Here is a 14,141-nt window from a genome sequence, read left to right as displayed (position 1 = left end):
GAAGCAACCATGATCAATCGGCGTGAACTCATCTCCTACAGCCTGGCGGGAGCCGGCCTCAGCATCGCGGGCGTGCCCATGGCGGCCCTGGCGCAGCAAACCAAGGGAACGATCAATGTAATGGTGCAGCCCGAGCCCTCGGGCCTGATGCTGGGCATCGTGCAAAACGGCCCCACCCAGCTGGTCTCCGGCTATATCTACGAAGGCCTGCTGCGCTATGACGAAAAGCTGGAACCGCACGGCCTGCTGGCCACGGCCTGGAACCGCTCCGACGACGGCCTGACCTACACCTTCAAGCTCAAGTCCGGCGTCAAGTGGCATGACGGCCAGCCTTTCTCTGCCGATGACGTGGTGTTCTCGGTCGACAAGTTTCTGCGCAAGACCCATGCCCGCCTGCGCGCATCGCTGGAGCCGCTGGAGAGCGTGCGCGCCATCGATGCCAACACGGTGGAGTTCAAGCTCAAGTACCCGTTTGGCCCCTTCATCAGCCTGTTCGACACCGGCTCGATGCCGATGATCCCCAAGCACATCTACGAGAACACCGACTACGCCACCAACCCGGCCAATGCCAAGCCCATTGGCACCGGCCCCTTCAAGTACAAGGAATGGGTGCGGGGCTCCTACATCCAGCTGGTGGCCAATGAGCTCTACCACACCAAGGGCGAGCCCATGGTGGAGAACCTCTACTTCCACATCATCCCGGATGCGGCCTCGCGCGCTGCGGCGTTTGAATCGGGCAAGGTCGATGTGGTGCCAGGGGGCGCGGTCGAGTTCTTTGATGTGGCGCGCCTGGCAAAGCTGCCTGGGGCTGCCGTCACCACCAAGGGCTGGGAGTTCTACTCGCCCCACTCCTGGCTGGTGCTCAACAACCGCAAGGCGCCCTTTGACAACCCCAAGTTCCGCCAGGCCGTCATGTATGCGATGGACCGCGAGGCCATGGTCAAGGTCGCCTGGCAGGGTTTTGCCAAGACGGCGGCCGGCCCCTTCAACCAGCATGTGAAGTTCGCCTCCGACGACGTCACCAAGTACCCGCGTGATCTGAACAAGGCCAAGGCCTTGCTCAAGGAAGCCGGCTACAAGGGCGAGACCGTGCGCCTGCTGCCGCTGCCTTATGGCGAATCCTGGCAGCGCCTGGCCGAGATGATCCGCCAGAACCTGATCCAGGCCGGCATCAAGGTGGAGACCACCGGCACCGATGTGGCCGGCTGGAACCAGCGCACCGCCGAATGGGATTTCGACATGGCCATCATCTATGTCTACCAGTACCCCGATCCAGCGCTGGGCGTGGCCCGTACCTACACCAGCCACACGATCGCCAAGGGCTCGCCGTTCAACAACATCGAAGGCTATGTCAACCCCAAGGTGGATGCGCTGTTTGACGCTGGCGCCAAGGCGCTGACCGATGCCGACCGCGCCAAGGCCTATGCCGAGGTGCAGAAGATCCTGACCGAGGAAGTGCCGGTGGCCTGGTTGCATGAGATCAACTTCCCCACGCTCTACCGCACCAAGATCAAGAACCCGATCAGCTCCGGCGTGGGCTTGAATGACAGCCTGAGCCGTGCCTCCATAGGTTAAAGCGGTCGCTACCCGCTGCGGCCCAGCGCCGCCGCATGGTTTTCTTCTTTGCTGATTTCTGCACGCTGCCAGCCCCCGCTGGCGCGTGCGGGATGGCTACGCTTTTGTCTCGCTCCAAGGTCTCCCCGCTATGAACCGCCTCCGCTACATGTCCGTCCGGGTGCTCCAGGGTCTGCTGGTACTTATGTGCATAGCAACCGTCAACTTCATGCTGATCCGCGCAGCGCCCGGCGACCCGGTCGCGGTGATAGCGGGCGAAGCGGGGGCCTCGGACCCGCAGTTCGTTGCCCAGCTGCGCGAGCAGTTTGGCCTGGACAAGCCCGTCACCACCCAGCTGGCCAACTACCTGGGCCACATCACGCAGTTGGACCTGGGCTTCTCTTATCGCCAGCAGCGCCCGGTGCTGGAACTGATTACCGAGCGTCTGCCCGCCACCTTGCTGCTCACCGGCAGTGCCTTTGTGATGTCGCTGATTTTTGGCGTGGCCTTGGGCGCCACGGCCAGCCGCCATGTCGGCAAATGGGTGGACAGCGCCATCACCTTTGTGGCGCTGGTGTTCTATGCCACGCCGCTGTACTGGCTGGCGATGATGGCGGTGCTGGTGTTCTCGGTGCAGCTGAGCTGGCTGCCCGGTTTTGGCTACTTCACCGTCGGCAGCGATGCCACCGGCTTTGCCCGCGCCTGGGACATTGCCCAGCATCTGGTGCTGCCCTCGCTCACCCTGGCGCTCTTTTATATGGCGGTCTATGCCCGCATGACCCGGGCCTCGATGCTCGAAGTCGCGCAGATGGACTTTGTCAAAACCGCCCGCGCCAAGGGCGTGCGCATGGGCCGCATCCAGCGCCAGCACATTCTGCGCAATGCCCTGCTGCCCATCGTCACCCTGGCGGGCATCCAGGCTGGCGGCCTGATCGGCGGCGCGGTGCTGACCGAGACCGTGTTTGCCTGGCCCGGCATTGGCCGCCTGATGTTTGATGCCCTGCTGCAGCGCGACTACAACCTGCTGCTGGGCTGCTTCCTGGTCGCAGCCGCCGTGGCGGTGCTGTTCAACCTGATCACTGATTTTGTCTACACCCTGGTCGATCCCCGGATCGAGCTGGGCTGAAACGGAGCCTTGCGATGAATGCCATCTCTGAACCGGCCCTGGCGGCCGACACGCCCCCCGCCAAGAACAAGCACCGATCCACATTCTGGAGCCGCTTTTGCCGCAACCGTGGCGCCCTGCTGGGCCTGGCCATCTTGCTGCTGGTGGCGCTGCTGGTCTGCTTTGGCCCGCTGCTGGCCGCGCACAACCCCTGGGACATGGTCGAGCAACCGTTTTTGCCGCCGATGGAGCGCGAAGGCTTTGCGATGGGCACCGACACCATGGGCCGCGACATTCTCTCGGGCCTGGTGCTGGGCGCCCGCATCTCGCTGCTGATTGCGGTGATCTCCACCCTGGTATCGCTGCTGATCGGCGTGGGCATTGGTGCCATCTCGGGCTACTTTGGCGGCTGGGTCGATGCCACCCTGATGCGCTTTACCGAAATGTTCCAGTCCGTGCCCAGCTTTGCGCTGGCCCTGGTGCTGGTGGCCATTTTCGAGCCCTCGGTCAACTCCATCATCGTGGCCATTGCGCTGGTCTCCTGGCCGCCGGTGGCGCGCCTGGTGCGCGGCGAATTTTTGACCCTGCGCCAGCGCGATTTTGTCGCCGCCGCCCAGTTGGCCGGCCAAAGCACGCCGCGCATCATCCTGGCGCAGATCCTGCCCAATGCGGCCTCGTCCATCGTGGTGATGGCCTCGCTGATGGTGGCCACCGCCATCCTGCTGGAATCGAGCCTGAGCTTCATGGGCTTGGGGGATCCCAACCTGATGAGCTGGGGCTACATGATCGGCTCTGCCCGCACCGTGCTGCGCCAGGCCTGGTGGATGGCTGTGTTTCCCGGCGTCGCCATCTTGCTGACCGTGCTGGCCTTCAACCTGGTGGGCGAAGGGCTGAACGACGGACTCAATGCACGCCAGGACGGGAAGACGAAATGAACGCCTATTCACACGAAGCCCTGCATATGCTTGCCCAAACCCCCGCCGCACCAGCCGCCCCCGAGCCAGTGCTGACCGTGCGCGGTCTGGACATCCGCCTGCCGCTGGGCGCCGACCGCGCGTTGGCCGTCACCCAGGCCAACCTGCAGATCCTGCCCGGCCAGACCCTCTGCGTGGTCGGCGAATCGGGCTCGGGCAAGTCGATGATCGCCAACGCCATCATGGGCCTGCTGCCCCGCCCCAAGGTCGAGCCCGTGGCCGGCGAGATCCTGTTTGATGGCAAAGACCTGCTGCGCCTGAGCGAAGACCAGCTGCGCGAGCTGCGTGGCAGCCGCATGGCCATGGTCTTCCAGGAGCCGATGACGGCGCTGAACCCGGTGATGCGCATTGGCGACCAGATGGCCGAGGCGCTGGATGCCCACCTGCAGCTGCCCGCTGCCGACAAGCGCCGCCGCATCATTGCCGCGCTGACCGACGTAGGCCTGCCCGAGCCCGAGCGCCTGATCGATGCCTACCCTTTCCGCCTCTCGGGCGGCCAGCGCCAGCGCGTGATGATCGCCATTGCGATGCTGCTCGAACCGAGCCTGTTGATCGCCGACGAGCCCACCACCGCGCTGGATGTGACCACGCAGGCCCAGATCCTGCAGCTGATGCGCGCGCTGCAGAAAAAGCGCGGCATGGCCATGCTCTTCATCACCCACGACTTTGGCGTGGTGGCCGAGATTGCCGACCATGTGGTGGTGATGCAGACCGGTGTGGTGGTCGAAGCCGGCCCGGCCGGCCAGGTGCTGCGCAACCCGCAGCACGCCTATACCAAGAAGCTGCTGGCCGCCATTCCGCATGGCAATGTGCGCGAGACCCAGGCCAGCACGGCGCAGCCGGTGCTGCAGGTCAAAGACCTGTGCAAGGTCTACCGCACTGGCGGCGGCTTTTTGCGGCCCGCGCGTGAGGTGGTGGCCGCCGAGCGCATCAGCTTTGACCTGGGCCGCGCCCAGACCCTGGGCGTGGTGGGCGAATCGGGCTCGGGCAAGTCGTCGCTCGGCCGCTGCATTGTGGGCCTGGCACCGTTTGACAGCGGCGATATTCTCTTCAACGGCCAGCGCCTCAGCTCCGGCGCCGCACTGCGGCGCCAGGCCAAGGGCAAGATCCAGATGGTCTTCCAGGACCCCTATGCATCGCTCAACCCGCGCCACAAGATTGGCTCGGCCATTGCCAGCGGCCCCATTGCCCAGGGCGTGCCCAAGGCCGAGGCCATGCGCCGCACGATGGAGCTGCTGGAGCTGGTCGGCCTGGGCCCAGAGGCGGCCGAGCGCTACCCGCATGAGTTCTCTGGCGGCCAGCGCCAACGCATTGGCATTGCCCGCGCGCTGGCGATGGAGCCTTCGTTGCTGGTGGCCGATGAGCCGGTCTCCGCACTCGATGTGTCCGTGCAGGCCCAGGTGCTCAAGCTGTTTGCCGAGGTGCGCGAGCGCTTTCAGCTCAGCATGGTCTTCATCACCCATGACCTGCGCGTGGCCGGCCAGATGTGCGACCACCTGGCCGTCATGCAACGGGGCCGCATTGTGGAGTACGGCCCCACCGCCCAGGTGCTGGGCAATCCCCAGCACCCCTATACCCAGACCTTGATCGACGCCATCCCCTCGCTGGAGCACCGCAGCGACGATGCCGCCGCAGAACACCGGAGCCGCGCATGATCGCCATGCCCAGCGCCCCTGCCCCCACGGCCGCACCCCGCAGCATTGCCTTTTTGAGCAAGAGCATTGCAATGGACTTTTTGCTGCCCGCCTACCAGGCCCAGTTCCCCGGCAGCCGGCTGCTGCTGGGCGCCGAGCTGCAGGCGCTGCTCGATGCCGGCCAGCACGAAGATATCGAGGTGGCGGTCTGCTGGCACCCGCCCGCTGCCCAACTCGCGCAGCTGACCCAGTCTGCTGGCCTGCAGCTGGTGCAATCGATTGCCGCCGGCATTGACCATATCGACACCCAGGCCCTGCCCGCGAGCACGCCCGTGTGCCGCATTGTGGACAGCACCATGGGCTATGGCATGACGGCCTTTGTCAGCTGGGCCGTCATCCACCGCCAGCGCCATATGGACCGCTATGTGGCCCATGCGGCGCAGCGCCAGTGGCGCGAGGAGCCCATCGTCGCCCCCAGCCAGCACCGGGTGGGCATTGCCGGCCTGGGCACCCTGGGCCAGGGCTGCGCGAAAGCGTTGCTGGCCATGGGCTACCAGGTGCGCGGCTGGAGCCGATCGGCCAAGCAGGATCTGCCCGCTGGACTGGAAGGCCTGCAAACCTTCCACGGCCAGGCGCAGAAGGCAGACTTCTTGAGCGGCTGCGACACCCTCGTCTGCCTGCTGCCGCTGACCGACGAGACCCAGGGCTTTCTCGATCTGGCCTTGATGCGCCAGCTGCCGCGCGGCGCGCACCTGATCAATGTGGGCCGGGGCGCCCACCTGGTCGAGGCCGATTTGCTGACCGCACTGGCCGAGGGCCAGATTGGAGCAGCCACGCTGGACACCTTCAGCGCCGAGCCGCTGCCAGCCGACCACCCCTTCTGGCAGGACGAGCGCATTCTGGTGACCCCGCATATAGCGACCCGCACCGATCCGCGCGTCATCGCCCGGCAGACCGCGCACAACTTCAGCCGCATCCGTGCAGGCCAGGCCGCCGAGGTGGCCGTGGACCTGGGACGCGGTTACTGACGCCCCCCGCAATCCCAATCAATAGCAAGCAGCACCCAGCCCCTAGGAGATTTGGACATGAACGCAGCAGACAACACCCCAAAACGCAGCGCGCTGGACGCACAGGACATTGGCGCCCACCTGCACCCCTACACCAACCTGGCCGCCCATGAGGACGTGGGCCCGCTGATGATCACGCGGGGCGATGGCATCCATGTGATCGACGAGCAGGGCCGCAAGTACATCGAGGGCATGTCGGCACTGTGGTGTAGCTCGCTGGGCTTTAGCCACCCGCGCCTGGTGCAGGCCGGCATCAATGCGCTCAAGACGCTGCCCTACTACCACACCTTCAACCACCGCTCCAACCCAGCAGTCGCGCAGCTGGCCGACAAGCTGATCCAGCTGGCCCCGGCGCCGATGGCCAAGGTCTTCTTTGCCAATTCGGGCTCGGAAGCCAATGACACGGCCATCAAGATCATCTGGTACTACCACAACGCCATTGGCAAGCCCGCCAAGAAAAAGATCCTGGCGCGCCAGCGCGGCTACCACGGCGTGACGGTGGCTGCCGCCAGCCTGACCGGCCTGCCCGCCAACCACCAGGACTTTGACCTGCCGATTGCGCGCATCGGCCATGTGGAATGCCCGCACCACTACCGCTATGCCAATCCGGGCGAGAGCGAGGCCGACTTTGCCACCCGCCTGGCCGATGCGCTGGAGCAGCGCATTCTGCAAGAAGGCCCGGACACCGTGGCCGCCTTCATTGCCGAGCCGGTGATGGGCGCTGGCGGCGTCATCGTGCCGCCCGAGACCTATTTTGAAAAAATCCAGGCCGTGCTGCGCAAGTACGAGGTGCTGATGGTGGCCGACGAGGTCATCTGCGGCTTTGGCCGCACCGGCCAGATGTTTGGCTCGTATACCTTTGGCATCCAGCCGGACATCCTGACCTGCGCCAAGGCGCTGTCTTCGGGCTATGTGCCGATCTCGGCCGTGATGGTCGCGCCCAAGATCTACGAGGCCATGGCCGCCAACAGCGGCAAGATCGGCACCTTTGGCCATGGCTATACCTATTCCGGCCACCCGGTGGCGGCGGCGGTGGCGCTGGAGACGCTGAAGGTCTACGAAGACGAGCAGATCCTGGCCCATGTGAACCAGCTGACCCCAATTTTCCAAGGCCGGCTGCGCGGTTACCTGGAGCGCGCCTATGTCGGGGAGGCCCGGGGCGTGGGCCTGATCGGCGCCATCGAGCTGGTAGCAGACAAGGCCACGCGCCAGCCCTTTGACCCGGCGCTGAAGCTGGGCTACCGCCTGGCCCAGTACGCCCAGGAAGAAGGCCTGATCGTGCGCGCCATGGGCGATGCCGTGGCGCTGTGCCCGCCGCTGATCATCACCGAGGCCGAGATGGCCGAGATGTTTGCCCGCCTGGACCGCGCGCTGGACAAGCTGCAGGCCACCCTGCCATGAGCGCCGCCATGCAAGCCTTCTACAGCCCCGAACAAGCGCTGCACCACCCCAGCCAGTTCATGCGCCTGGGCAAGCTGGTGCCCGCGCCCGATCTGCCCAGCCGCGCCGAAACCCTGGCCGATGCGCTGCAGCAGGCGGGCCTGACCGTCAGCGCCCCGCCCGACCTGGGCCGCGCGCCGCTGGAGGCCGTGCACGCACCGCACTACCTGGACTATCTGCAAAGCGCCTGGCCGCGCTGGCAAGCGATGCTGGCCAGCGGCGCCAATGCCGGCCCCGAGGTGATGGCCAACCTCTCGCCCTATGCCGGCGTGCCCGCCGGCCAGCGCCGCCCGCCCTGCCCATCGCCCGCGCTGATACCGCAGACCGGCTACTACCTGGGTGACCTGTCCTGCCCGCTGGGGCCGGACAGCTGGCAGTCCATCCTGCGCTCGGCCCACAGCGCCGTGGCCGCGGCCGATGCAATGATTGCCGGTGAGCGCATGGCCTATGCGCTGTGCCGCCCCTCGGGCCACCATGCGCACTGGGATCGGGCCAGCGGCTTTTGCTATGTCAACAACAATGCCTGTGCCACCGCGCGCCTGGCCGGGCATTTTGGGCGGGTCGCCGTGCTCGATGTAGACGCCCACCATGGCGATGGCACGCAGAGCATCTTCTACGCCCGCGACGATGTGCTGACGGTATCGACCCATGCGGAGACCAGCAGCTACTTTCCGTTCTACACCGGCTACGCCCATGAGCGCGGCGCGGGCGCGGGCGAAGGCTTCAACCTGAACCTGCCGCTGGCCCATGGCAGCGGCAATGCAGAGTTTCTGGCCGCTGTAGACACCGGCCTGGAGGCTCTGCGTTCCTTTGCCCCGCAGGCCGTGGTGCTGGCCCTGGGCTTTGACACCTTCAAGGACGACCCGATCAGCGTGCTGAAGGTGGACTTTGAGGCTTACCGCGCCGTCGGCCAAAAGCTGCGCGCGCTCGGCCTGCCCCTGGTGGTGGTGCAGGAAGGCGGCTACCTGATCGAAGCCATCGGACCGGGCCTGCAGGCGTTCTTGGAGGGCCTCCATGGCTGACCAGGCCGCGCAGCCCAGCCGCCAGATCGGCAGCCCGGCACCCTTGCCAGCACAGCGCGAGGCCGATGCCGCGCGCCGGCTGCGCCAGGGCCTGGGCCTGTTTCTGGCAGCGCTGCTGTGCTTTGCCTGCTACGACGCCTTTGCCAAGCACATGCTGGCCCGCTACCCGGCCACGGTGATGAACCTCTCGCGCTACACGGCCATCGGCGTGCTGGCCTTGTGGGTCATGCACCGGCATGGCGACTGGTCGGCGCTGCGCTGGGGGCGCCTGCGCAGCGGCAAATTGCTGCTGCTGCGCAGCCTGATGCTGGCCATTGTGGCCACCTGCTTCATGACGGCGCTGGCCACCATGCCGCTGGCCGAGGCCACCGCCATCTATTTCACCGCACCGCTCATCATGGTGGCGCTCTCGCCCTGGCTGCTGGGCGAGCGGGTGGGCCGCGTGCAATGGGTGGCAGTGCTGCTGGGCTTTGCCGGCATGCTGCTCATCGTGCGCCCGGGCAATGCGCTGCCACTGGCCGGCACGGTGCTGATGGCCATCTCGGCCGTCTGCTATGCGCTGTTCCAGGTACTCACGCGCAAGCTTTCAGGGGTGGTGCCCACGGCGGTGCAGTTTGCCTATATGGCACTGTTTTGCCTGGTCATCACCAACCTGCCGACCCTCTTTCACCCGATCACCGAATGGCCTGATTTGCCGCATATGGCCCTGCTGCTGGCGGGCGGCTTTGTCAGCGGTGGCGCGCAGTTGCTGCTGCTGCAGGCCTTCCAGCGCGCCTCGGCCTCGACCCTGGCGCCGATGAATTATGTACAACTGTTGCTGGCAGTCTTGATCAGCACGTTCTGGTTCCAACGACCGCCAGACAGCCTGGCCCTTTATGGCATGCTGATGATCAGCGCTGCCGGTGTGTACCTTGCATGGCCCCGGCGGCAAAAGTACACCGCTCACCAGGCACCCCGACATGACATCTGAGACCCTTCGCAAAAACATCGCCCTGCAGGGCGAGGAGAGAGACAACCCCGGCTTTTCGTCAATCCGGGTGCCCGATCTGGTGGAGCTGGTGGAGCGCCAGCTGCTGCAGGCCATTTTTGAAGGCCGGCTGCCACCGGGCTCGCGCATCGTCGAGGCCGAGCTGTCACGCCAGATGGGCGTGAGCCGCGCCCCGCTGCGTGAGGCCGCCCGCCGGCTGGAGAGCCAGGGCGTCATCGTCTCGACGCCGCGCAAGGGTTTTACCGTGCGCACCTTCAGCCCCAAGGAGATCCAGGACCTGTTCCAGGTGCGTCTGGGCCTGGAAGTGATGGCCGCACGCCTGGCCTGCGAGGTGGCGACCGATGCGCAGCTCGCATCGCTCAAAGCCTATGCCGATGACATGCTGGAACGCGCGCCGACCTTGAGCAATATCGAGCGGGTGACGATGGACCTGGGCATGCACACCGCCATCTCGCGCCTCTCGGGCAACGAGTATCTGCAGCGCATCTTTGCCAATATGCAGGCCGAGATCCGCATCTGCCAGGGCTTTATCGAGCGCCAGTACCGCGACCCGGTATTTATTGCGCAATCGCACTTCCCGGTGGTCGATGCCATCTTGCAGCGCGATGCCGACGCCGCAGAAAAAGCACTGCGCGTGCACCTGGTAGACGCCCAGAACAAGGCCCATGCCCAGGTGCTGCACGACGACCAGGCGCCGGACGCCAACAGCGGCGCCGCGCCTACATCCGCAACGATATCCGCACCGGTATCCGCCACCAAGGCCAAGCCCAAGGCCAGCGCCACTGCATCTCCCGTTTCTTCCTCCCGACGAAAACCGCCAAGACCATGAAATTCATCTACAGCCACGCGCACCGCAGTCACGACCCGCAGCAATTCATGGTGCGCGGCCAACTCAAGCGCAGCAACGAGCAACCCGAACGCGCCGAGATCCTGCTGCGCTCCGCCCAGAAGGCCGGCCACCAGCCGATGCTGGTCGAAGACTTTGGCCCCGGCCCGCGCGCCGCCGTCCACACCCCCGAGTACCTGCACTTTCTGCAAACCGCCTGGCAACGCTGGCAGGCGCTGCCCGATGCCTCGCTCGAAGTGCTGCCCAATGTCTTCCCCTTCCCCGGCCAGCCCTTTACCTACCCGGACCATCTGGTCGGCCAGGCCGGCTACCACATGGGTGACTGCGCTTGCAGCATTGGCGAGCACACCTGGCACGCGGCCATCAACTCCGCCCACTGCGCCACCCATGCCGCTGAGCTGGTGCTGCAAGGCGAACAAGCCGCCTACGCGCTGTGCCGCCCACCCGGCCACCACGCCTATGTAGACCGCGCCAATGGCTTTTGCTATCTGAACAACGCCGCCATCGCCGCCCAGCACCTGCGCAGCAAGCATGCCCGCGTCGCAGTGCTCGACATCGACGTGCACCACGGCAACGGCACCCAGGGCATCTTCTGGCGCCGCAACGATGTGCTGACCGTCTCGATCCATGCCGATCCGCACTTCTGCACCCCCTTCTTCACCGGCCATGCGCATGAGCGCGGCGAAGGCGAAGGCCTGGGCTACAACCTGAACCTGCCCCAGCCCAAGGGCACCACCACCGACCAGTACCTGCGCGCCCTGGAAACCGCCCTCACATCTATCCGTCACTACGCCCCCGGCGCCCTGGTGTTGGCCCTGGGCCTGGACGCCCACGAGCACGACCCCTACCAGGCCCTGGCCATCGACACCCCCGGCTTCGCCCGCATCACCGAGAAAATTGCGCAGTTGGGGCTGCCGACGGTGATCGTGCAGGAAGGCGGGTATTTGAGTGAGGATTTGGGCTTGAATCTGGAGAGTGCGTTGCGGGGGTTTGAGGTCGGGGCGCAGTAGTTTCGGCGTTCATGATGCGATACGGCCTGATTGCGCTCTTTCGGCATCCAGCTGCCGCTGCCATGCAGCTGCCAGCGTCAATGCGGAAAAGCAAAATCAGGCCAAAATCAAGCGATCTCAGCCATTAAAGGGCGCCTTCGCCATGCAAGCAGACCTCCATGAACATGCGGCCCTGGCGGGAAGCGACGAATGGTTCAAGCACATCGTCAAGACGGTTCAAGCCAGTCACCCGCAGTTTCCAGGTCACTGTCCAGACAGGTATGCAGGCCTCATCGCCAACTTGGAAGGAAAGGCAGACTGGTCGGATGCAGCCCGCGGCAATCCGGCCATGCGCCCGCCGAGCCCATGCGTTTTGCTCGTCATGGAATCGCCGCACATTGACGAATACAGCGCCAAGTTCTTCTACACGCCCTGGCCTGCCAACGGACCCACTGGTAAGCGTATCCGCCAGCGCATCGCTGCTGCAGACCTGCCAATCACCGCAGATACAGGTCTGGTGTTGATGAATGCCATCCCCTTTCAGTGCTCTTTGGGGATAAGCCCGATTGGGAGAGATCGCGATGCCGTATTCAGGCTAGCCTGGGAACGCGGAGGTCGTGCTTTCTTCCAAAACCGGCTGATGCACTGGTACCGCGACGGAGATCTGGTGGTCAACGCATGCACGGTGGGTAAAGATGGCGGCCGGCCACTGCGCGACGAAGTCGAAGATGCCATCGCAGAATTAATCCCCAACGCCATTCGATTCAGGCGATACCACCCTTTCAGCTGGTTCAATTCAGCAAGGGCTTCCAGCACTTGGGAGCCCAAGGCAAGCACCCGGCAGCCTCCGAGAACTTAACAACAAACGGCCTTCACGCAGGCAGTAAGCCATCCAGCGCGACGAACCAAGCAGGTAGGCATTCAAGACCTCTTCGCCAAATCAACCCGCGCCGCAGCAATCGCCTCGCGCAATCTCGCCAGTGCGTCATCCAGCCCCTCATCGCTCAAAGCGCTATCCCCAATGAGAATGCCCGGCGGCATCTGGCTGCTGCGGCAATGGTCGGCCACGACGTCGATACGCAGGCTGCGCACGTTGGCCTGCTGCAAAAGCGCAGCCAGCGGAATGCATTCCGGCAACCACCACACAAAGTGGAAGCCTCCGTGCTCACCGCTGGTGTGCAGCGGCAGCGGCGCGACGGCCTCGCGCAGTGACGCCAATACCCGTTCTCTGCGGCTGGCATAGACGATGCGCGACCGCCGCACATGTCTGGCGAAGCCACCGTCCTCGATAAAGCTGGCGAGGGCCCGTTGCTCAATCACCCCCACGGAAGGCCCCATCGCCCGGCAAGCCAGCGCGAAGGCAGGCAGCAGCGCGCGAGGAACCACCATGTAGCCAATTCTGAGCTCCGAGAACATGGTCTTGTTGAAGCTGCCGCAGTGGATCACGCGGTCGTGCTGGTCCAGGTTCTTGAGGGCGGGAAGGGGTGCACTGCGGTAGTTGAATTCGCTGTCGTAGTCATCCTCCAGCAGCCACACCTGCTGTTCCTTCGCCCAGTTGAGCAACTCCAGGCGACGCGCCACCGGCATGGTGACGCCAGTGGGCGATTGGTGTGCAGGCGTGATGTGTGCCGCCCGCGCATCTGCGTGCCTGCGCGCATCCGCCACGGAAAACCCAGACGCATCAATAGCCACCGGCACGATGCTTTGCGCATAGGGGGCAAAGATGTCCGATGCGAGCACATAGCCGGGGTCCTCCAGCAGCACTGTGTCAGTAGGCTTAAGCAGCGCGCGTCCTGCCAGATGCAAAGCCTGCCGGATACCGGTCACGATCACGATCTGCGCGGGATCGCATGCAATCCCCCGCGCCGCGCCCAGGTAGCGGGCAACCTGGGTACGCAGTGACAGCGAACCGAACAGGTCGCCACCCATAAGCTCATGCATGGGCAGGCTGCGCGCGGCGGCCTGCAGGTGCCTGCGCCAGGTGGCAAGCGGAAAAAGCGTCGGGTCGGCGATGCGCGCAACAAAGGCCGCATCCAGCCGACTGGCCCGCAGCGTTGCCGATGCCGAGGCATCCGCCGATCCAGCATGCGGTGCAGGAGATTTACGCGCAGGCGCCTGCGAAGCCGCTCGCAAAAATTGGTCGGGCAGTGCCGCGCTGACATAGGTGCCCGAGCCGACCACGCCACTGACATAGCCTTCTGCACGCAGTTGGTCAAAAGCGACCTCCACCGTCGACCTCGACACCTCCAGCTGCTTGGACAAGGCCCGGGAAGACGGCACCCGCATGCCCGCCTGCAAGGAGCCACGCAGGATCGCTTCACGCAGCAAACGGTAGACCCAGGTCTGGCGTGTCTCTGTCTCCAGCAGCGGAAGCACCGGGAGATCAAACGTGGCGGTGGCAGCCGCCTTGGCTGAAAGTGGCTTGGTCAAATTCTTGGAAATGGCTATTTTCACAAGGCCATAGTGTACGTATCTTCCAGGCGATGAAGAATCCAATACCTAGCACCCCACTCTCCACGGA

The 14,141-nt window shown here is 65.0% G+C and carries 12 protein-coding genes; 11 read left to right on the top strand and 1 reads right to left on the bottom strand.

Annotation, left to right across the window (positions count from 1 at the left end):
- The first annotated feature begins 9 nt into the window (after positions 1-9).
- The 11 genes from EDF71_RS13490 to EDF71_RS13440 all read left to right on the top strand — a co-directional run bounded on the left by EDF71_RS13490 (position 10) and on the right by EDF71_RS13440 (position 12,479).
- Positions 10-1,575 carry an ABC transporter substrate-binding protein gene (locus EDF71_RS13490; RefSeq protein WP_133857097.1) on the top strand — a complete coding sequence of 522 codons (1,566 nt, stop codon included), beginning with the start codon at positions 10-12 and terminating at the stop codon, positions 1,573-1,575.
- Between the two features lie 130 nt (positions 1,576-1,705).
- On the top strand, positions 1,706-2,680 hold the full coding sequence (locus tag EDF71_RS13485; protein WP_133857096.1) for an ABC transporter permease: 975 nt from the start codon (positions 1,706-1,708) through the stop codon (positions 2,678-2,680).
- Between the two features lie 14 nt (positions 2,681-2,694).
- A complete protein-coding gene (locus EDF71_RS13480; RefSeq protein ID WP_133857095.1) occupies positions 2,695-3,594 on the top strand; it encodes an ABC transporter permease in 900 nt (299 codons plus the stop codon).
- A gap of 26 nt (positions 3,595-3,620) precedes the next feature.
- Positions 3,621-5,288, top strand: coding sequence for an ABC transporter ATP-binding protein (locus EDF71_RS13475; protein WP_133857202.1), 1,668 nt, complete (start codon positions 3,621-3,623; stop codon positions 5,286-5,288).
- Entirely contained in the window at positions 5,285-6,295 is a 1,011-nt protein-coding gene (locus tag EDF71_RS13470; protein ID WP_243854301.1) for a glyoxylate/hydroxypyruvate reductase A, read from the top strand. Before EDF71_RS13475 ends, EDF71_RS13470 begins: the two co-directional genes overlap by 4 nt.
- 57 nt (positions 6,296-6,352) lie before the next feature.
- Positions 6,353-7,735, top strand: coding sequence for an aspartate aminotransferase family protein (locus tag EDF71_RS13465; RefSeq protein ID WP_133857094.1), 1,383 nt, complete (start codon positions 6,353-6,355; stop codon positions 7,733-7,735).
- A gap of 8 nt (positions 7,736-7,743) precedes the next feature.
- Positions 7,744-8,796 (top strand): histone deacetylase family protein, encoded by a 1,053-nt coding sequence (locus tag EDF71_RS13460; protein WP_133857200.1) that lies wholly within the window; start codon positions 7,744-7,746, stop codon positions 8,794-8,796.
- Positions 8,789-9,766: a DMT family transporter gene (locus tag EDF71_RS13455; RefSeq protein ID WP_133857093.1), complete on the top strand. Its 978-nt coding sequence runs from the start codon at positions 8,789-8,791 to the stop codon at positions 9,764-9,766. The genes EDF71_RS13460 and EDF71_RS13455 overlap by 8 nt, the downstream gene beginning before the upstream one ends.
- Positions 9,756-10,613, top strand: coding sequence for a GntR family transcriptional regulator (locus tag EDF71_RS13450; RefSeq protein ID WP_133857092.1), 858 nt, complete (start codon positions 9,756-9,758; stop codon positions 10,611-10,613). The genes EDF71_RS13455 and EDF71_RS13450 overlap by 11 nt, the downstream gene beginning before the upstream one ends.
- On the top strand, positions 10,610-11,641 hold the full coding sequence (locus EDF71_RS13445; RefSeq protein ID WP_133857091.1) for a histone deacetylase family protein: 1,032 nt from the start codon (positions 10,610-10,612) through the stop codon (positions 11,639-11,641). The genes EDF71_RS13450 and EDF71_RS13445 overlap by 4 nt, the downstream gene beginning before the upstream one ends.
- A 142-nt stretch (positions 11,642-11,783) precedes the next feature.
- On the top strand, positions 11,784-12,479 hold the full coding sequence (locus EDF71_RS13440) for a hypothetical protein (protein ID WP_133857090.1): 696 nt from the start codon (positions 11,784-11,786) through the stop codon (positions 12,477-12,479).
- Between the two features lie 62 nt (positions 12,480-12,541).
- On the opposite strand, the gene EDF71_RS13435 is transcribed toward EDF71_RS13440, so the two are convergent.
- Positions 12,542-14,074: a PLP-dependent aminotransferase family protein gene (locus EDF71_RS13435; protein ID WP_243854300.1), complete on the bottom strand. Its 1,533-nt coding sequence runs from the start codon at positions 14,072-14,074 to the stop codon at positions 12,542-12,544.
- Between the last annotated feature and the right edge of the window lie 67 nt (positions 14,075-14,141).

Source organism: Comamonas sp. JUb58 (assembly GCF_004364775.1).
Lineage (GTDB): Bacteria > Pseudomonadota > Gammaproteobacteria > Burkholderiales > Burkholderiaceae_C > Comamonas.
Note: the sequence above shows the minus strand (reverse complement) of the source record. Positions and strands in the feature narration are given on the sequence as shown.